Origin of the sequence: Pseudoalteromonas sp. MM17-2 (genome assembly GCF_022347945.1) — a bacterium.
Lineage (GTDB): Bacteria > Pseudomonadota > Gammaproteobacteria > Enterobacterales > Alteromonadaceae > Pseudoalteromonas > Pseudoalteromonas ruthenica.
On the sequence record NZ_JAKRFV010000024.1, the window covers coordinates 21654 to 41667 of the forward strand.

Consider the following 20014-nt stretch of genomic DNA (forward strand, 5'->3'; position numbering starts at 1 on the left):
GATGGATGAACAGTATGCTGTGTGGATTAAAAATTACTAATTTTGCTATTGTAAGCGAATTGGAAACCCAATGGCGCAGTGGCATGACCGCCATAACCGGTGAAACAGGGGCCGGTAAATCCATTGCTATTGATGCGTTGTCGCTGTGTTTAGGTGAACGTGCTGACGCTGGTGCAGTGCGCCCAGGGGCAAAGCAAGCCGATATTAGCGCGCGGTTTGATATTAGCCAGCTGCCTAAAGCACAACAGTATTTGCAAGAGCATATGTTAGAGGGCGATGATGACGAATGTTTGCTGCGTCGCGTGGTTGCTAAAAATGGCCGTAGTAAAAGTTACGTTAATGGTATTGCCGTCACCGCTGGACAGCTAAAGGAGTTGGGCCAATATTTACTCTCCATCCACGGCCAACATGCTCATCAACTGTTGTTAAAAAGCGACCAGCAGCTGCATTTGCTAGACGAATACGCAGGCCACGGTGCACTACTTGAACAAGTGGCCAGCGCACATCATACCTATACCAATCTCCATCGTGAACGCCAGCAGCTAGAAGCTAAGCACGCCCAACAACAAGCACAGAAGCAACTGCTTGAATACCAAGTTGCTGAGCTTGATGAGTTCTCCCTAAATGAAGGTGAATACGCTGACATTGAAGCTGAGCATCACAAACTCAGTCATTCACAGCAATTACTAGAAGGCTCACAACAACAGCTTTATGCCTTGTATGAGGGCGAAGAACAAACCATTAACGGTGCATTGCAACAAAGCGCCGCTGCTATTGCCGAACTGGCCAACATTGATAACGCTCTTGAGGGCGTAGCGAATATGCTCAATGATGCGTGTGTGCAAGTGGAAGAGGCAAGCCGCGAGTTACGCGCTTATTGCGATGGCGCCGAGCTGGATCCACAGCGCTTACAGTATCTAGATGAGCGTCTTGGCACCGCAGTAACTCTGGCAAGAAAGCACATGGTTGAACCCGACGCCTTAGTAGAGCACCATCAGCATATTAAGGCTGAGTTAGAAGCTATTTGCGTCGATGACCAACGTTTAGCCCAATTAGACGAAGAAATAGCCTCAGCACTGGCTGCTTATCAGCAGCACAGTTTAGCGCTTTCAGACAGCCGCAAACACGCGGCTGAGCAACTGGGCGAGTTAATTGGCGCCAGTATGCATGAATTATCGATGGAAAATGGCCGCTTTGCCATTGAGCTTGATTACGACAACGAACGAGCCCCCAGTAAGCAAGGCCAAGACCGCATAGAGTTTATGGTTAGTACCAACCCAGGTCAGCCCTTACAGGCGCTTAGCAAAGTAGCATCCGGAGGCGAGTTATCGCGCATCAGTTTAGCGATTCAAGTAATTATCGCCCAACGGGTTACCACGCCTACTCTTATTTTTGATGAAGTGGATGTGGGTATTTCTGGCCCGACAGCCGCTGCGGTAGGTAAGTTATTACGTCGTTTGGGTGAGTCAACACAAGTGATCTGTGTGACCCATTTACCGCAGGTCGCTTCCAGTGCTATGAATCAGTTTTTTGTCGCCAAAGAAGTTGCCAATGATGAGACCTATACACAGATGCAGCCGTTGAATAAGCAAGGACGAGTCGATGAAATTGCACGGTTATTAGCAGGGGACAACATTAGTAAAGCAACTCTGGCTAACGCCAAAGAGTTGATTGCCGCACACGGGTAAGGGATTACACTCGATTAACTCTATATGAGCGCTCAGAGCACCAACAACTCGACTTTAGCCAGTGTACGGTCTTATGGATTGAGTCTGTGCACTAAAGTGCTGTTACTATTTCCTTGAGCACAGGTATCACCGATAACACCAGTAACAATGCCATCGTCAGGTTAAACCAGCGACGTCTGTTTGCGGTGTTAAGTAGATTTTTAAGCATTGAACCGAACATTAGCCACACGCCAACGCAGGGAAATGACACCAATAAGAAAGTCAGGACGATAACAATATTGTCGCTACTAAATTCCCCTCCAACACTCGTAAAAGCGGCAATAGCGCCGCTAGCAACAACCCAAGCTTTACCATTAACCCATTGAAATAACGCACCATTGATAAATGATAAAGGTCGATGCTGCTCCTTCCCCTCAATGGCAGCGGATGAAAAAGCAATAACGAACGCAAGGTAAAGTAAATAAAGAACACCTAAACACTTTATGACAAAGTGCAGGCTTGGGTATCTGCTAAACACATAAGAAAATCCTAGGCCGACAAGCAACAACATAACAGCAAAGCCCACGCAAATGCCTGTCAGTAACGGCAGACTACGCTTAACGCCAAAGTTAACGCCAGAAGTCATCACTAAAATATTGTTGGGTCCTGGGGTGATGGAAGCCGAAATGGCAAACAGAGTCACCGCTAACACATATTCCATAGCTCCTTACCTCCCTGTCATCATTTTCACTTACGGATGAAAAACCGGTTGAGCGGTTTTTAGCTTATCCTCTTTCAGTCACTGTTGGCTATAAAAAAACGGGCCAACAAGGGCCCGCTTTGATTTTCCCAGAAAAGAACTCTATACCTCGAGGTAATCCATGATGCCCTCAGCGGCGTTTCGACCTTCAAAGATCGCGGTGACTACCAGATCTGAGCCTCGTACCGCGTCACCACCAGCGAAAATCTTTGGATTAGTCGTTTGGTGAGTATATTCGCCTTGCTCAGGCGCAGTGATCCCACCCCAACTATTGATTTCGACACCAAACGGCGATAACCACTCCATCTTGTGGGGTTTGAAGCCAAAAGCCATGAGCACGGCGTCAGCGGCCACGACATGTTCAGAGCCCGCAACTTCTTCAGCGCGGCGACGACCATTTTCATCCGCCTCTGCGAGTTGGGTTTTTATCATTTTCACACCGGTGACGATGCCTTGTTCATTCACCTCAATACCTTTGGGTTGCACGTTGAACATAAATTCCACGCCTTCTTCTTTGGCGTTTTTCACCTCGCGCTTTGAGCCCGGCATATTTTCTTCATCGCGACGATAGGCACAGATCACATGGTTTGCCTGTTGACGCACCGAGGTACGCACACAATCCATCGCGGTGTCTCCACCGCCGAGCACGACAACGCGCTTGCCTTGCATATCAACAAAAGGCGTTTGGCTTTCGTCATAGCCCATCACGCGATTAGTATTACCAATTAAAAATGGTAATGCGTCATAGACGCCTTCGGCATCCTCATTGGCTAAATTGCCGCGCATGCTTTGGTATGTGCCAACACCTAAAAAAACTGCATCGTATTGATCAATAATACTTTGCAATTCAATATCTTTGCCTATTTCGGTATTCAGTTGAAACTCCACTCCCATCTCGGTGAAGATTTCACGACGACGCTGCATTACTTCTTTTTCGAGCTTGAAAGAAGGAATACCAAAGGTTAGCAACCCCCCGATTTCCGGGTGACGGTCAAATACCACCGGCTTAACGCCATTGCGTACCAATACATCAGCACACCCCAAGCCAGCGGGGCCAGCACCTATAATGGCGACTTTTTTATCAGTCCACACCACGTGCTTCATATCAGGCTTCCAGCCCATAGCAAACGCGGTATCGGTGATATATTTTTCTATATTCCCTATAGTCACTGCACCAAAGTCTTCATTGAGCGTACAAGCGCCTTCACAAAGACGGTCTTGCGGGCATACTCGACCACACACCTCTGGCAGGCTATTGGTGCGGTGAGACAGCTCTGCTGCCTCGAGTATACGTCCAGTGCGGATCAGCTTTAGCCACTGCGGGATGTAATTATGAACCGGGCACTGCCACTCGCAATAGGGGTTGCCGCAATCCAAGCAGCGATCCGCCTGAGAGTCGACTTGGTTTTGCGAAAATGGTTCGTAAATCTCGACAAACTGCTGCTTGCGTGTGGAGATAGGCTTTTTCCTTGGGTCCACGCGCTGCACGTCAATAAATTGATAAACATTCTGACTCATACTTCCTCCTATTGCGCCTGTACGCGCAACTCCGCGCTACTACGGGCGCGGTGGCCCAATAAACTCTGCACATCACTGGATCTTGGTTTCACCAACTTAAACAGCGGTAGATACAGATCAAAGCTAGCAAGAATAGCCTCGGCTCGCTGCGAACCGGTGAGTTCTAAGTGTTCAGCTATCAATCCACGGAGGTGCTCATGATGTGTTACTAAGTTGTCTAGTTCGACAATTTCCACCAGCTCGGGGTTGATGCGTTTATCAAAGTCTTGGGCTTCGTCGAGTACATAGGCAAAACCACCTGTCATCCCCGCACCAAAGTTGACCCCAACCTTACCAAGCACACATACGACGCCGCCGGTCATGTATTCGCAGCCATTATCTCCTAAGCCTTCAACCACAGCAGTGACGCCGGAGTTACGCACGCCAAAGCGCTCGCCAGCACAACCAGCAGCATATAAATGACCCCCAGTTGCACCATATAGGCAGGTATTGCCAATAATTGCCGCTTGGTGCGATTGGAAACATGAGCCCATTGGTGGGCGAACGACTAAACGCCCACCGGCCATGCCTTTACCGACATAATCATTGGCATCGCCAATAAGGGTCATCTCGAGACCACCGGCATTAAACACACCAAAAGATTGCCCGGCGGTGCCATGTAGCTCAAGACGAATTGGATCAGCGGCCATACCCTGGTTACCGTGCTTCGAGGCAATATAGCCGGAAAGCATGCCCCCAATGGAACGATCGGTGTTATTGATGCGGCTCACCAAATTTAAACCCGATAAGTTATCAATGGCCTCCTTGGCTTTATCGAGTAGCTCCTCATTCAAGCGCCCCGTATAATGCGAAGTATTGTGAACCGAGCAGTATAAGGTCTCACCGCTGATATTATTGGGCTTCTCCAATAAATGGCTGAGGTCGACTTTTTGCTGTTTCGGCGTTTTGCCCTCGATGGCTTCGAGTAATTCGGTACGACCAATTAAATCCACTAACCGCGTGACGCCCAGCGATGCCATGATTTCTCGCGCTTCTTGGGCAATAAACCTAAAGTAGTTCATCGCCATCTCAGGCAAGCCATGATAATGCTTGGCCCGTAACGTCTCGTCTTGCGTCGCTACACCGGTTGCGCAGTTATTGAGGTGACAAATACGTAGGTATTTACACCCCAGAGCCACCATAGGTCCGGTGCCAAAACCAAAGCTTTCAGCGCCGAGAATGGCCGCCTTAATGATATCTAGGCCGGTTTTTAAACCGCCGTCTGTTTGCAAACGAATGCGATGACGCAAGCCATTTTCGACTAAGGCTTGCTGCGTTTCCGCTAACCCTAACTCCCACGGGCTACCCGCATACTTCACTGATGTCAGCGGGCTGGCCCCGGTACCACCGTCGTACCCGGCTATGGTGATAAGGTCAGCGTAAGCTTTGGCCACACCGGTAGCAATGGTGCCGACCCCTGGCTCTGACACCAACTTAACCGAGATCATTGCACTTGGATTCACCTGCTTGAGGTCGAATATCAGCTGCGCCAAATCCTCAATAGAGTAAATATCGTGGTGTGGTGGAGGTGAAATTAAGGTCACACCTGGTACCGAATACCGAAGTTTTGCGATATAAGGTGTGACCTTCTCACCGGGCAGCTGGCCTCCCTCGCCAGGCTTAGCGCCTTGGGCGACTTTGATTTGGATAACATCAGCACTGCGCAGATAGTGCGGAGTGACGCCAAAGCGTCCTGATGCCACTTGTTTAATACGTGAATTTTTCTCGGTACCAAAGCGCAGCTTGTCCTCGCCACCCTCGCCCGAGTTAGAACACCCGCCTAAGCGGTTCATCGCAATTGCCAGAGCTTCATGCGCTTCTGGCGATAAAGCGCCGATACTCATGGCGGCAGAATCAAAACGCTGATAAAGCGCCTCTGCCGGCTCAACATCATCGACACTAATGGCCTTAGTATCACTGCGCAGCGCGAGCATATCGCGCAAATTAGTGATGGGACGATTGTTTACCAGTGCCGCATAACGTTGATAGTCCGCATAGTCTCCTGAGCGCACTGCGGTTTGCAGTGTTTGGATCACATCGGGGTTATAAGCGTGATATTCGCCGCCATGAACGTATTTTAACAGCCCACCATGGGAGAGCAGTTTACGTGCACTAAATGCCAGTTTGCGCAACTTGCCTTGGTCGTGCTCAAAATCCTCAAAACAGGCACCAGCGATACGACTCGCCACGCCTTTAAAGCATAGCTCGACCACTTTATCGGATAGCCCCACCGCTTCGAACAACATAGAGCACCGGTATGACGAAATGGTACTGATCCCCATTTTCGACATAATCTTAAACAACCCTTTGTTGATAGCATTGCGATAAGACAGCGTCACTTCGCGGTAGCTCTTGTCGATCACCTTGTTGTCGCTCATCGCCACTAGCGACTCATAGGCGAGGTAGGGGTAAATAGCAGTTGCACCAAAACCAAGTAACACCGCGAAATGATGAGGATCGCGTGCGCTTGCAGTTTCGATAATTATGTTAGTGTCACAACGCAAGTCGTTATTCACTAAACGTTGCTGAACCGCGCCAACGGCCATTGCCGCCGGAATAGGCAGGCTGTCTTGGGTAATATGGCGGTCGGTTAAAATCACCATCACCGCGCCTTCTTCAGCCTTACGCTGCGCTTCATCACAAACGCGTTCCAACGCCTGCTCTAAGGTCTCATCACTGGTGTAGTTTAGGTCCACTTGGCTGTGGCTATAGTGCTCATCATTGGCACTGCGCAGCTGCACCATATCCGAGTACATCAGCACTGGCGAATCAAATTGCAAGCGCTTAGCGTGTCCTGTGGTCTCATTGAAAACATTTTGCTCACGGCCAATGCAGGTCGTTAGTGACATGACATGGTTTTCCCGCAGTGGATCGATAGGCGGATTCGTGACCTGAGCAAACTTTTGTCGAAAATAATCATATAAGGAGCGATGGCCCTCAGAAAGTACCGCAAATGGCGTGTCATCACCCATTGAGCCGGTGGCTTCTTGGCCATTTTCACCCATTACCCGAATGACCTGGTCCAACTCCTCATTGGTGTAGGCAAACATTTTCTGGTAAATCAGTAGCGTATCAGCATCAAACGAACGGTTACCGGCTTCTTTGTCGGTCAGCTTCTCAAAAGGCGTGAGGCGCTTAACGTTTTGCTCCAGCCATTGTTTGTAAGGATGCCTTGCTTTGAGGTCTTGATCGATCTCCCCTGAGTGCCATACCTTGCCATGCAAGGTATCAACCACCATCAGTTCACCAGGACCAACACGGCCCTTCTCCACCACCTCATCGGCGGCATAATCCCAAATCCCGACCTCTGAAGCCAAGGTGATAAACCCGTCTTGGGTTACCACATAGCGAGCAGGTCTCAAGCCGTTACGGTCGAGGTTACATGCCGCAAAGCGACCATCGGACATCACAATGCCCGCTGGTCCATCCCAAGGCTCCATATGCATAGAGTTGAAATCATAAAATGCGCGCAGATCATCATCCATCGCTCGGTTCTTTTGCCATGCCGGTGGCACTAACATGCGCATCGCGCGGAACAAGTCCATCCCCCCAGCTAAAAACAACTCCAGCATGTTGTCCAAGCTTGAGGAGTCTGAGCCACTCTCGTTGACAAAAGGGGCGGCACTTTGCAAATCAGGCAGCAGTGGCGAGGAAAACTTATAAGCACGGGCCCGAGCCCATTGTCGATTGCCCGTTATGGTGTTGATTTCACCGTTATGAGCCAAATAGCGGAACGGCTGTGCTAGAGGCCATCGCGGCTGGGTATTGGTGGAAAAACGTTGGTGAAAAACACAAATTGCCGAGGTCATGCGGATATCTGCCAAATCGAGATAAAAATTTGGCAAGTCCTCTGGCATCATCAGGCCTTTATATACAGTGACTAACCCAGACAGGCTAGCAATGTAAAAATCCTTATCCTGTTCTAACTGTTTTTCGATACGTCGGCGGGCAATGTACAGCCGACGTTCCAAATCTTTTGGTCGCCATCCTTCCGGGGCGCTGACAAAAACCTGCATAAACTGTGGCAATTGCTTTAAGGCAATATCGCCTAAGTAACTGGTATCGGTCGGCACTTCACGCCACCCTTGTAGGGTCAGTGTTTCTTGTTCTAATTCTTTGGTGATAACGCGTTTTGCCGCTTCGGCTTGAACCGGATCTTGGCTTAGGAAAACCATTCCCACAGCATAGTTCTTGCCCAGTAACCAGTTGTTTTCTTTGGCTACAGCTCGAAAAAAGCTGTCTGGCTTTTGCATCAGCAAGCCACAACCATCACCGGTTTTACCGTCTGCAGAAATACCACCCCGGTGTTCCATACGGGCAAGACCCGTGATCGCGGTGCGAATCAACTTATGGCTGGCTTGCCCATTGACTTGGGCTATCAAGCCAAAGCCACAATTATCTTTTTCTAATGCTGAGTCATATAACATTTGCGGACTCCTCTCCCCCTTGCTACTGCGTGCTAACCGCGTTGCAAGCAACCCTCACAGGCGGCCTAGCAGACCGTCAACGCTAACGCTTTGCAAACAGAGTGTCAATGAAATTATGAATACATATTCACATTCTTGAATATTTTTCACGCTTTGTAAACATATGCGAAGCAAGGGGATATAGAGGTATTTTTACTATTTATACTCGTTATTTTTTATATGACACCAGTGTCATATTTACAAACCGTGTAAATAGCGAGCCTAAAAACGGACGTTTACGTTAACGTAAAGATGGGGTATATGTGAATAATTATTCATTTTGCGAATAAAAATTCACCTTAATGTACTCCCTGAGCCGCACAGTGCTCGTCAATACGCTCAGTGAGTTGTTGGCGCAGTTGCTGAGCACTGGCAACAGGAATGGTTTGATTGATATCTTGCATCAACACTTGCCACTGTGGGCGCGTTTTCGATAGCGCAAAATACAATGGCTGATTGGTTATGCTTGGTTGCAATACTCGGTAGGCAGCACGGTCAATACCGTTTGTACTGGCAACGGTATGTAATACCAAGGGATCGCCAATAATGAGGTTAACGCGCCCGTTAACCACTAAGTTAAGGTTTTGCGCATCATCTATAGCTTGCTGAACAATGACTTGGCCACTGTCGATCACTTGGTCTACCTGGGGGGCATTTTGATAGCCACGAACGATACCAAGAGAGTAATTGGGCAATTCCGATACTTGTGGGGCCCGGGTGATAGCACTGTCAGCTGCAGCCACATAATGCACCGGTGCATGCGCAAGTGCTGAGGATAATGCGAGGTGATTAAGCCGCGTGCTGCCAGGAATGACATCTGAGGGCGCGGATGATTCTATTTCATACTCAGGAGCCAAAATGTCCGCATGACCCAATTCAGTCATGCGCACCGCCCGGGCCCAAGGCAAAAACCTGAACTCAGGGTTATACCCAGCCTGCGATAGCAATGCCGCCATGTAATGCAATAGCCAGCCCCCCTGGCATTGATTACGCCCCAAGTAAGGAGGCCAATCAAGCGTCGCGACGATCACATTACGCTCAAGCCCCGCATCGACAATAAAGGTGCTGCCACGCCAAAAACCTGTGTAACTCATGGTTACATCATTTACTTGATAGTCAATCGTAATAGATTGACGCTGCGCGTAGGAGTAGCTAGCGGGGAGTAAGGCCACTGCCAAAATTAAAACGGTCATACGAATATAAAGCATGAACATACAAGGCACGCCCAATAAACTGCTATTAATAACAAAGTTTAACCGAAGATGTGAAGATAGAAAGTTTTTACCGAGGGATTCGAAAAATTGCTTTTTTAGTGAGAAATGCGTTGCTGCTCGATGGTATCAGTCAAAGCCTCTGAACAGGGCTCAACTGTTAATAAAAAAGCCAGGAGAACCTGGCTTTTTTACTCTTATTCGCTATCAGCGTCTTTGTACTTTGCCGCTGTTTGCTCAATGAGAGGCTGCAACTCGCCGCGTTGGAACATCTCAATAATAATGTCGCAACCACCGACTAACTCACCTTCCACCCATAACTGCGGAAAAGTTGGCCAGTTCGCATATTTTGGTAACTCAGCACGAATATCCGGGTTTTGTAGGATATCAACATAAGCAAACTGCTCGCCGCAAGAAATCATCGCTTGCGCTGCTTGAGAAGAAAAGCCACAGCTTGGTAGTTTTGGAGAGCCTTTCATATAAAGCAGAATGGGATTTTCAGCAATTTGCTGTTTAATCTTTTCAACGGTTTCCATGTACAACCTCAATTTCTGTTAAATGTGACGGTAAGTGTTGAAATCCATCACTTTGACCACAATGTCTATCGTTAGCAGTAATTTTAAAGCAAACAGCGCGCTGTTGATACCGTAGCATGACGGTGATGAAGGCAACCACGATATTTTTTGCTCTGATGTAGCAAAATCGTCGTATAAGACGTCTACTGTAAACGCAGGATCAGGCACTTGTCGCCGTTTTGGCGTTGCTGTTTGCTAAAACTTGAGTAAAATACTCAGGAATTATAGTACCACTATAATGGCATTCAGTACACTTTGCGCAGTCCGCGCGCAGCTGCTTGCCCTTTTTTCAAATAATGATAGATGGAGAAAAACATGGCATTTGAACTACCGTCACTACCATACGAAATCAATGCATTAGAGCCACATATCTCTCAAGAGACGCTTGAGTATCACCACGGTAAACACCACAACACCTACGTGCAAAAGCTAAATGGCCTTATTGCTGGTACTGATTTCGAAGGTAAATCTCTCGAAGAAATCGTATGCTCATCTGAAGGCGGTGTTTTCAATAATGCTGCTCAGATCTGGAACCACACGTTCTACTGGCACAGCCTTTCTCCAAACGGTGGTGGTGCACCAACCGGCGCTGTAGCCGATGCGATTAACGCTAAATGGGGCTCTTTTGAAGCGTTCCAAGAAGCATTCAATGACAAAGCAGTAAACAACTTCGGTTCGAGCTGGACTTGGCTAGTTAAAACGGCAGACGGTTCATTGGATATCGTTAACACATCAAATGCAGCTACGCCTCTAACTGAGCAAGGCGTAACTCCAATTCTGACCGTTGACCTTTGGGAACATGCTTACTACATTGACTACCGCAACGTACGTCCAGATTACCTTAAAGGCTTCTGGTCACTAGTAAACTGGGACTTCGCAAACCAGAACTTCAGCGCTTAATTTAACCGCTGATATAAATAGGTGAAATTTTTTCACCTGCTTGTTCTAAGTTGATAAAAGCCGTATGCGCACCATGCTCATGCGGCTTTTTTGTGGCTGTTCATAGCGCTAAATATGAATAACTAAATTCCTAATATATTTCGCAAAATTTCACTTTACTGTCTACGCTTTAAGTACCGAGTCGCATCTTTCCACCCTTTCATCTCAGCTTCGGGTAACTTGGAGGTCGGTATGACAATTTTCGAGCATTATCAATCACGATTTGAAGCATCCCAGGAAGAAGAGTACAGCATTAGCGAGTTTCTAGAGCTGTGCAAAAAAGACAAGACAGCCTATGTCACGGCACCAGAGCGCCTGCTAACAGCCATAGGCGAGCCAGAAATGGTCGATACATCGCAAGATGCGGTGTTAAGTCGGCTTTTCTCTAACCGAGTTGTACCAAGATACCCCGCCTTCAATGAGTTTTATGGTATGGAAGATGCCATTGAGCAGATTGTTTCCTACCTAAAACACGCCGCACAAGGCCTAGAGGAGTGTAAACAAGTATTATACTTGCTTGGCCCTGTAGGCGGTGGTAAATCATCGATTGCTGAAAAGCTTAAGTACTTGATGCAACAAGTGCCTATTTACTGTCTTAAAGGCTCACCGGTGAATGATCACCCCCTGAGCCTTTTTAATGCCATTGAAGACGGCGAACTGCTAGAAAAAGAATACGGCATTAAAAAGCGTTATTTGCGTACCATCATGTCGCCTTGGGCAGCGAAAAGATTAAAAGAATACAATGGTGACATCAGTCAATTTAAGGTGGTAAAGCGCTACCCCTCTATTTTAAATCAAGTGGCCATTGCCAAAACTGAGCCTGGTGATGAAAACAACCAAGATATCTCCGCCCTAGTGGGTAAAGTTGATATTCGTAAACTTGAACATTACGCGCAAAACGATCCAGATGCGTACGCATACTCAGGCGCTTTATGTCTTGCCAACCAAGGCTTGATGGAATTCGTCGAAATGTTCAAAGCGCCCATTAAAGTACTGCATCCGCTGCTAACTGCCACCCAAGAAGGCAACTACAACGGTACTGAGGGGATTTCCGCCCTGCCCTTCAATGGCATTATTTTGGCCCACTCAAATGAATCAGAGTGGCAAACGTTTAAAAATAATAAGAATAATGAAGCCTTTTTAGACAGGGTTTACATCGTGAAAGTGCCGTATTGCTTACGCGTCACTGAAGAGGTAAAAATCTACGATAAGTTACTGCACAACAGCGAGCTAAGCGACGCTCCGTGTGCTCCAGGCACCTTAGAAACCTTAGCGAAGTTCTCGGTGTTATCGCGGCTAAAAGAGCCTGAAAACTCCAGCATTTACTCAAAAATGCGGGTCTACGATGGTGAAAGCCTGAAAGATACCGACCCTAAAGCCAAATCCTACCAAGAGTACCGCGACTATGCCGGCGTCGACGAGGGCATGACTGGGTTATCAACCCGCTTTGCATTTAAAATCTTGTCGCGCGTATTTAACTTTGATCACAGTGAAGTAGCTGCCAACCCGGTCCACCTTTTCTATGTATTGGAACAGCAGATAGAGCGGGAGCAATACAGCGCCGAAGTGCAAGAACGTTACTTGTCGCACTTAAAAGGCTACCTGATCCCTCAATATGTAGAATTTATCGGTAAAGAGCTACAAACAGCTTATTTAGAGTCGTACTCCGAGTACGGGCAAAATATTTTCGATCGCTACGTCACCTATGCCGACTTTTGGATCCAAGATCAAGAATACCGCGACCCTGACACCGGGCAGTTATTCGACCGCGCCGCACTCAATGCTGAACTGGAGAAAATCGAAAAACCTGCGGGTATTTCTAACCCCAAAGACTTCCGCAACGAGATCGTTAATTTTGTTTTACGAGCGCGCGCTCACAACAATGGTAAGAACCCGCTTTGGACTAGCTACGAGAAACTGCGCACCGTGATTGAGAAAAAAATGTTCTCCAACACCGAGGACTTACTGCCGGTTATCTCATTTAATACCAAGACATCAGCAGAGGATCAGAAAAAACACGAAGACTTCGTTAACCGAATGGTTGAAAAAGGCTACACCCAGAAACAAGTGCGCTTACTGTCTGAGTGGTATTTGCGCGTTCGCAAATCGCAGTAACCAGCACGTAGTGAGTTGAGGGAGGTTTTATGGCGCACTTTATCGATAGGCGCCTGAACGGCAAGAATAAAAGCACGTTAAACAGACAGCGCTTTATTCGCCGCTATAAAAAGCAAATTAAAGAAGCCGTTTCAGACGCGATAAATAAACGCAGTGTTACTGATGTCTCTAGCGGGGAAAGCATTTCTATCCCCGCCAAAGACATCAAGGAGCCTTTTTTTCATCAAGGTCGCGGGGGGCATCGTGAGCAGGTGCACCCGGGCAACGACCAATTTAATAAAGGCGATAAAATAAAACGCCCGCCGCAGGGTCAAGGCGGCGGCGCTGGCGAGGGCGAAGCCAGCGATCAAGGCGAAGGGCAAGATGAGTTTGTATTCTCAATTTCAAAGGATGAGTATCTAGACTTATTATTTGAAGATTTAGAACTACCGAACTTACAAGAAACCAGTGTCGATAAGCTGGTACAAATGAAAACGCACCGCGCTGGTTTTTGCAGCGATGGCATGCCAAGCAATATTGATATTGTTCGTTCTTTACAAGGTTCACTTGCCCGAAGAGTGGCGATGACCGCAGCAAAGCGACGCGAGCTCGCTGAACTAAAAGCGCAATTGGTTGAACTTGAGCATGCCCCCGTACCAGAGCAGACCAAAATTAACGCGCTCCTTGAGCAGATAGAAGTGCTTGAGCGAAAAATATCTGCGGTGCCTTTTATTGATAATTACGACTTACGCTTTCGCAACTACGAAAAGCGTCCGCACCCCACTTCTAAGGCCGTTATGTTTTGCCTTATGGATGTCTCTGGCTCGATGGATCAAGCCACCAAAGATATGGCGAAACGCTTTTATATTCTTCTCTACCTATTTCTTACCCGCAGCTATGAAAACATTGAGGTGGTGTATATCCGCCATCATACTCAAGCCAAGGAGGTCGACGAACAAGAGTTTTTTTACTCGCAAGAGACTGGCGGCACCATTGTCTCCAGCGCATTAAAACTGATGCATCAAATAGTGAGTGAGCGATACGCATCCAGTGAATGGAATATCTACGCAGCGCAGGCGTCCGATGGCGACAACTGGGCAGATGATTCACCGCAATGCGCCGATTTGTTGAGCAACAAAATCTTACCCATGGTGCGATACTATGCCTATGTCGAAATCACCAATCGTGCACACCAAAGCTTGTGGCGAGAATATGAGCAACTCGCGGCTCAATTCGGCAACTTTGCCATAGAGCACATTCGTGCTGTTGATGATATTTATCCTATTTTCCGAGAGCTATTTAAGAAAAACGCCAACAAAACGGCGCGTAGCGCCTAGTAATGAGGGGCGATTATGACTCGAAAGCCATTAAGTGATGGTCCAGATTGGACCTTTGATTTGCTTGAGCAATACCGCGACGAAATAAAACGCGTTGCACAACACTATAAGCTTGATACTTACCCGAACCAAATTGAAGTGATCACCGCTGAGCAAATGATGGATGCGTACTCCAGTGTCGGTATGCCTATTGGCTACAACCATTGGTCGTATGGTAAGAAATTTATCCAAACTGAGCAAAACTATAAGCGCGGACAAATGGGACTGGCCTATGAGATTGTGATTAACTCGAACCCTTGTATCGCATACCTGATGGAAGAAAACACCATGCCGATGCAGGCCCTAGTCATGGCTCATGCCTGCTATGGCCACAACTCATTTTTTAAGGGTAACTATCTGTTTAAAACCTGGACGGATGCCGGTTCCATTATTGACTATTTACTCTTTGCCAAAAACTACATTGCCGAATGCGAGCAAAAATACGGTATTGATGAAGTGGAGAATATTCTCGACTCCTGCCATGCGCTAATGAATTACGGTGTGGATCGCTATAAAAGGCCACAGCAAATCTCTTTGTTCGAAGAAAAGAGACGACAGAAAGAGCGAGCAGACTACTTACAGTCTCAGGTTAATGAGTTATGGCGCACAATTCCAGAGGCTGAGTCGCACAGCAAACAAAAGCGCGAGCGTTTTCCTCGTGAGCCGCAAGAAAATATTCTTTATTTCATCGAAAAAAATGCGCCTTTACTGGAACCGTGGCAACGAGAAATTGTGCGTATTGTACGCAAAATCTCGCAGTACTTTTATCCACAAAAACAAACCCAAGTAATGAATGAAGGCTGGGCTACTTTTTGGCATTACACCATACTTAATCACCTGTATGATGAAGGAAAGGTCACCGACGGCTTTATGCTCGAAGTACTGCAAAGCCACACTAATGTGGTGTATCAACCTCCCTACAACAGTAACTACTACTCGGGGATTAACCCTTACGCCTTAGGGTTTAATATGATGACGGATATTCGCCGAATCTGCGAAAACCCAACGGATGAGGATAAACAATGGTTTCCTGAGTATGCTGGCAGTGACTGGCTGGAGACCCTGCATTTTGCCATGCAAAACTTCAAAGATGAGAGCTTCATCAGTCAATTCCTTTCTCCTCGTATGATGCGGGAGTTCAAACTGTTCTCCATCGTTGATGATGCTCAACAACCTCACTTGGAAGTCGGGGCTATTCACGATGAAGCGGGTTACCAAGCCATTAGGGAAACCCTTTCAGCGCAGTACAACCTCAGTAACCATGAGCCCAATATTCAGATTTATGATGTTGATATTAGAGGAGATCGTTCTTTAACTTTACGTTACGTACCACATCAATCGATTCCTTTAGCGGACTCAAGCGATGAGGTGATGAAGCACCTATATCGGTTGTGGGGGTTTGCAGTGAGGTTAGAGCAAGAGCAACAAGATGGCAGCACCCAACTGCTCAGTCAGTGCCCTGCAGCGCAAAACAGCGACGCTTAATTAAGCGCCGTTGTTAGCGATAGAAATGCGGTTTCGCCCTTCTTGTTTTGACTTGTACAGCGCTTTGTCTGCTGCGGCGACCCACTGCTCATGTTGCTCAAAAGCGCTGTCGTACTGAGCGATACCCACACTAATAGTCATTTTAATGACTTCCTCGTCAACAACCACTTGCGAACTTTCAACCTGTGCCCGCAAGCGCTCGGCAAATACTTTGGCGCCTTCTGCATCTGTATCATATAAAGTAATAGCAAACTCTTCACCGCCATAACGCCCAGCCATGTCACTTTCGCGTAAGGTGTTGCTTATAATGTTGGCTATGTGTCTTAACGCCTCATCTCCTGCCGCATGGCCATGGCTGTCATTGATATTTTTAAAGTGATCGATATCTAGCATTAACAAGCTATCATGCCCTTGTGAGCGACTCACACGCTTAAACTCTTTTTGCAGACTTTCTTCCCAAAAGCTGCGATTAGGTAATTGCGTTAACCCGTCAGTGCGACTGATTTGCTCGAGCATGCGATTGGCTTCTTCCAATTCGATTTTATTCACTGCCTCGTCAGTTACATCATAAATAATGATGCATACGTGAGTCACATCTCCGGTGGTACTGGTTAACGGGATGAAGGTCGCATTTTGGTACATATGACTCGCTTTACCAGTGATGGGACGGTAGTTCTTAAAGCGAAAAATATAGGGTTTTTGCTCCCAAATAGTGAATGAGCGATTTTTCAGTACAAACACTGACTCGGTTTTGGTTCGAAACCACTTTTCATCAATGCTGGGGAACAAGTCGAATAAGTCTTTGTCTTTCACCGCACTAGGCAGCAGCCCAGAGTGATTCTCCATAAAGCCATTCCATATGCACACCCGGTATTTGCGATCCAATACCACAAGGCCCACATCCACAGTATTGAACATGTCCATGAGCCAGTGTATTTCGTGCATATTAAAATCAGCTGCAGGCATAAATTAATCTTCCAATAGGTATTCGACTTTGTATTTGAGAGTTTTCAGGGAATCTTCTGTGAACAACAACATGAGGTCGCAATTTATATCGTGGTCCTCGATTCCATAGCTGATTTCTATCGCCAATGTACGTTGCCAACGCGAGCGGTTGGCCGAGACCAATTCTTCAACTTCACGATGCTGACCGAGCACCACAGGGTGGCCTTGGGAAAAACCCACATCGAGCTGCTTCGCTAAGCCGGTAAGTACCGAGCCCACTAAAATATTGCTGACATCCATTAATAGTTCGAGCTCTACCGCATCGGTGATCTCTCCCTCGTAATTCATCAGTGACGCAATTTCTTTAAAGCTGGAGTCATTAAGCAATAATAACGCCTCGCCCGAGATCCCCCCGCCAATAAAGCCCTGACAGATGCCTGAAGTTGCCGCATTTTGGTCGATTGAGCGAAGTGCCATTGCCAGCTCATTCACTTCAAGTACGTTTACATTAGGAATGGGCAGCTTCACGAATACATTAAGTAGCCGCGCGAGCAAGTCACCCGCTTGCCCCATCGCTACATTGGTGATCTCTTGGTAAATGTCACGAATATCCGGATCAAGCTGTTCCCCGAGCTGCAAGGCTAAACGTTGGCGCGCCGCCTTATCTTTTATACCGTGCTGATCAATAATTTGCTCTAATTTGCTGGCATCGCACGGTTTAGCAATGAAATCAATCGCACCAAGCGCTAGGACACGCTCGTGCGCTGTCGGTTGGATATCACCAGAGACCACCACAACGAGCACCTGAATATTACGCTCTTTGATAGCCTGCAAGACTTGATAACCATCCATGCCTGGCATGTTGAGGTCGAGAAACAAGATTTCCGGTGAGAATGACTGCAATTTGTCTAGGCAGTCTTCGCCGTTGACGGCGTATTCCAGTTTTATTTCCCAATCTTCGGGTAGGGATCGGGCTAACTGCCTGCGAGCAACTGTGGAGTCATCACAAATTAACACTGGTGTTTTCATGACAGGCAGTACCTCACTCGCATGATCGTTGAATGGTGGTTAGTCGTATCGGAATGCGTTGTTATTATTGTTGATCGCAAACTAGCCTGTATTAATGTTAATAAAAGATAACAATAAACACAATTTAAATATCCATCACCGCTATATCCTTTTGTACTGGCGTATAGATATAATAGTTCATAGGATTTTGCAGAAACTAGAAAAGAGAGCGTTATGTTTAAGAAATTAGCACTGTGCACCCTGTTGACCTGCAGCACTGTGGCGCTAGCTCAGCAAAGCGAGACTATCAATACCATTGATGCTGGTAAAGTCACAGCCCAAGGAAAGCCTGTCACCCTGTTAGGCAAAGGAGTCAAAGTGGGTGATGCCGCACCAGATTTTCGTACCGTGAATGCCCAATTTGAACCACGCAGCTTAAATGACTACCAAGGCAAAGCAGTCCTATTGAGTGTAGTTCCGAGCTTAGACACTGGCGTATGCAGTATTCAAACAAAGCACTTCAATGAAAAAGTGGCCAGCGAATTCCCTCAAGTCGCTATGTTAACTGTCAGCACTGATTTACCTTTTGCGCAAAAACGTTATTGCGCCGCAGAGGGAATTGACAAGCTAGATACTCTCTCAGATGCAGTATGGCGAGATTTTGGTGAGCAGTATGGTTTACTTATCAAAGATATGGGCTTGCTTAGTCGCGCGGTATTGGTGTTGGATAAAGACCACAAAGTCATCTACAAACAACTTGTTAGCGACCTATCCAAAGAGCCTAATTACGATCATGCGATCAGAGCACTGAATAGCTTATAGATTCGGTTTTATTGGTGATAGTAAAAAGGCGCCTTACATGGCGCCTTTCGTATTACCAATTCTGCAATTGCTGCTGGGCTAGCTCAGCCAGTAAAGCGATATGAGCCTCGCTATCATTAAGCGCGGGAATATAGTCTAGGCTCTCGCCTCCCGCCTCTTTAAACACTTCGGCGTTTTCCACGGAAATCTCTTCCAAGGTTTCTAAGCAGTCTGCAGCAAAAGCCGGGCAAACCACCTGCACTGTTTTCACCCCTTGCTCTGGCAACGCTTCCAAAGTTTCATCGGTATAGGGTTTTAACCACTCTTCAGCACCAAAACGCGATTGGAAGGTCATCATCCATTGCTCATCACTGAGCCCCAACTTGGCTGCTGTATCTTGCGCTGTAGCCTGGCAATGCTCAAAGTAAGGATCGCCTTTTTTAACACAGCGCTTAGGGATGCCATGAAAAGAGAAAATCAGTTTATCCGCCTCGCCATGCTGAGTGCGGTAATCGGCAATAGATTGCGCCAATGCATTAATATAGCTAGGCTTCTCGTAGTAGTGCTTAAGGAAACGAATTTCCGGTAAGTTACGCACGGTTTTTAGATGCGCCATCAGCTTATCGAATACCGCAGCCGTGGTTGTCGCAGAGTACTGCGGATACAGTGGCAACACCGCTATTTTGTCGATGCCGCGCGCCTGCATATCTTTAATGCGGCTAGCGATGCTGGGATTGCCATAGGTCATGGCATAGTCGACATGAATGGCCTCTCCCGTCCCTTGTTCTAAGTGCTGGCGTAAGGCAATGCTTTGTTGCTCAGTAATTGCACGCAGCGGCGAGCCTTGCTCCTGCCATATTGATGCGTATGCTTTAGCCACCTTGGGCGAGCGAATAGGAAGAATGATGCCATTGAGAATAAAAAACCACACAGCTGGCGGTATCTCAACGACGCGAGTGTCGGATAAAAACTCGCGCAAATATACACGAACGGCTTTTGACGTGGGCGCATCAGGGGTACCAAGATTAACTAACAGCACCCCGTAGCGGCTGGCGCTTTGCGATAAAGCAAGTGACATAGCAATGAAGTCCTAAACGCTAAATTAAAAGTGATTATACTTTGAAAACAAT

The 20014-nt window shown here is 47.3% G+C and carries 14 protein-coding genes; 6 read left to right on the forward strand and 8 right to left on the reverse strand.

The annotated features are described in order from the left end of the window. The first annotated feature begins 14 nt into the window (after positions 1 to 14). Complete coding sequence (gene recN, locus MHM93_RS16715; protein WP_239384237.1) at positions 15 to 1688, forward strand: DNA repair protein RecN; 1674 nt, start codon at positions 15 to 17, stop codon at positions 1686 to 1688. Between the two features lie 91 nt (positions 1689 to 1779). Here recN and MHM93_RS16720 read toward each other — a convergent pair whose 3' ends face one another. From MHM93_RS16720 to MHM93_RS16740, 5 genes are all read right to left on the reverse strand, one after another. Further along, complete coding sequence (locus tag MHM93_RS16720; RefSeq protein ID WP_239449915.1) at positions 1780 to 2388, reverse strand: LysE family translocator; 609 nt, start codon at positions 2386 to 2388, stop codon at positions 1780 to 1782. A gap of 141 nt (positions 2389 to 2529) precedes the next feature. After that, complete coding sequence (locus MHM93_RS16725) at positions 2530 to 3945, reverse strand: FAD-dependent oxidoreductase (protein WP_239384245.1); 1416 nt, start codon at positions 3943 to 3945, stop codon at positions 2530 to 2532. An 8-nt stretch (positions 3946 to 3953) separates the two neighbouring features. Beyond that, the gene (gene gltB, locus MHM93_RS16730; protein WP_239449916.1) at positions 3954 to 8411 is read right to left on the reverse strand and encodes a glutamate synthase large subunit; all 4458 of its coding nucleotides are present in this window, start codon (positions 8409 to 8411) and stop codon (positions 3954 to 3956) included. 338 nt (positions 8412 to 8749) lie between these two features. Further along, on the reverse strand, positions 8750 to 9664 hold the full coding sequence (locus tag MHM93_RS16735) for a transporter substrate-binding domain-containing protein (RefSeq protein WP_239449917.1): 915 nt from the start codon (positions 9662 to 9664) through the stop codon (positions 8750 to 8752). Positions 9665 to 9858: 194 nt separating this feature from the next. After that, the gene (locus MHM93_RS16740) at positions 9859 to 10197 is read right to left on the reverse strand and encodes a Grx4 family monothiol glutaredoxin (RefSeq protein WP_022946165.1); all 339 of its coding nucleotides are present in this window, start codon (positions 10195 to 10197) and stop codon (positions 9859 to 9861) included. Positions 10198 to 10551: 354 nt separating this feature from the next. On the opposite strand from MHM93_RS16740, the gene MHM93_RS16745 reads away from it, so the two are divergent. The 4 genes from MHM93_RS16745 to MHM93_RS16760 all read left to right on the forward strand — a co-directional run bounded on the left by MHM93_RS16745 (position 10552) and on the right by MHM93_RS16760 (position 16130). Next, positions 10552 to 11136 carry a Fe-Mn family superoxide dismutase gene (locus MHM93_RS16745; RefSeq protein ID WP_022946164.1) on the forward strand — a complete coding sequence of 195 codons (585 nt, stop codon included), beginning with the start codon at positions 10552 to 10554 and terminating at the stop codon, positions 11134 to 11136. 231 nt (positions 11137 to 11367) lie between these two features. Beyond that, positions 11368 to 13290: a PrkA family serine protein kinase gene (locus tag MHM93_RS16750; protein WP_022946163.1), complete on the forward strand. Its 1923-nt coding sequence runs from the start codon at positions 11368 to 11370 to the stop codon at positions 13288 to 13290. Between the two features lie 29 nt (positions 13291 to 13319). Next, positions 13320 to 14606, forward strand: a complete 1287-nt coding sequence (locus MHM93_RS16755; protein ID WP_022946162.1) for a YeaH/YhbH family protein — start codon at positions 13320 to 13322, stop codon at positions 14604 to 14606. Between the two features lie 15 nt (positions 14607 to 14621). Further along, on the forward strand, positions 14622 to 16130 hold the full coding sequence (locus tag MHM93_RS16760) for a SpoVR family protein (RefSeq protein ID WP_045980311.1): 1509 nt from the start codon (positions 14622 to 14624) through the stop codon (positions 16128 to 16130). Here MHM93_RS16760 and MHM93_RS16765 read toward each other — a convergent pair whose 3' ends face one another. Then, complete coding sequence (locus MHM93_RS16765; protein WP_239449918.1) at positions 16131 to 17096, reverse strand: diguanylate cyclase; 966 nt, start codon at positions 17094 to 17096, stop codon at positions 16131 to 16133. A gap of 3 nt (positions 17097 to 17099) precedes the next feature. Continuing rightward, positions 17100 to 18104, reverse strand: a complete 1005-nt coding sequence (locus tag MHM93_RS16770; RefSeq protein ID WP_022946159.1) for a response regulator — start codon at positions 18102 to 18104, stop codon at positions 17100 to 17102. Positions 18105 to 18317: 213 nt separating this feature from the next. On the opposite strand from MHM93_RS16770, the gene tpx reads away from it, so the two are divergent. Then, positions 18318 to 18905, forward strand: a complete 588-nt coding sequence (gene tpx, locus MHM93_RS16775; protein WP_239449919.1) for a thiol peroxidase — start codon at positions 18318 to 18320, stop codon at positions 18903 to 18905. A gap of 52 nt (positions 18906 to 18957) precedes the next feature. On the opposite strand, the gene hemH is transcribed toward tpx, so the two are convergent. Then, complete coding sequence (hemH, locus tag MHM93_RS16780; RefSeq protein ID WP_239449921.1) at positions 18958 to 19962, reverse strand: ferrochelatase; 1005 nt, start codon at positions 19960 to 19962, stop codon at positions 18958 to 18960. Between the last annotated feature and the right edge of the window lie 52 nt (positions 19963 to 20014).

Excerpts from the sequence above, each read along its gene's own strand:
- MHM93_RS16735 (WP_239449917.1), bottom strand. The coding sequence starts at position 9,664 with ATGTTCATGCTTTATATTCGTATGACCGTTTTAATTTTGGCAGTGGCC.
- hemH (WP_239449921.1), bottom strand. The coding sequence starts at position 19,962 with ATGTCACTTGCTTTATCGCAAAGCGCCAGCCGCTACGGGGTGCTGTTA.
- MHM93_RS16750 (WP_022946163.1), top strand. The coding sequence starts at position 11,368 with ATGACAATTTTCGAGCATTATCAATCACGATTTGAAGCATCCCAGGAA.
- MHM93_RS16770 (WP_022946159.1), bottom strand. The coding sequence starts at position 18,104 with ATGAAAACACCAGTGTTAATTTGTGATGACTCCACAGTTGCTCGCAGG.
- tpx (WP_239449919.1), top strand. The coding sequence starts at position 18,318 with ATGTTTAAGAAATTAGCACTGTGCACCCTGTTGACCTGCAGCACTGTG.
- MHM93_RS16745 (WP_022946164.1), top strand. The coding sequence starts at position 10,552 with ATGGCATTTGAACTACCGTCACTACCATACGAAATCAATGCATTAGAG.
- recN (WP_239384237.1), top strand. The coding sequence starts at position 15 with ATGCTGTGTGGATTAAAAATTACTAATTTTGCTATTGTAAGCGAATTG.
- MHM93_RS16720 (WP_239449915.1), bottom strand. The coding sequence starts at position 2,388 with ATGGAATATGTGTTAGCGGTGACTCTGTTTGCCATTTCGGCTTCCATC.
- MHM93_RS16725 (WP_239384245.1), bottom strand. The coding sequence starts at position 3,945 with ATGAGTCAGAATGTTTATCAATTTATTGACGTGCAGCGCGTGGACCCA.
- MHM93_RS16755 (WP_022946162.1), top strand. The coding sequence starts at position 13,320 with ATGGCGCACTTTATCGATAGGCGCCTGAACGGCAAGAATAAAAGCACG.
- MHM93_RS16760 (WP_045980311.1), top strand. The coding sequence starts at position 14,622 with ATGACTCGAAAGCCATTAAGTGATGGTCCAGATTGGACCTTTGATTTG.
- MHM93_RS16740 (WP_022946165.1), bottom strand. The coding sequence starts at position 10,197 with ATGGAAACCGTTGAAAAGATTAAACAGCAAATTGCTGAAAATCCCATT.
- MHM93_RS16765 (WP_239449918.1), bottom strand. The coding sequence starts at position 17,096 with ATGCCTGCAGCTGATTTTAATATGCACGAAATACACTGGCTCATGGAC.
- gltB (WP_239449916.1), bottom strand. The coding sequence starts at position 8,411 with ATGTTATATGACTCAGCATTAGAAAAAGATAATTGTGGCTTTGGCTTG.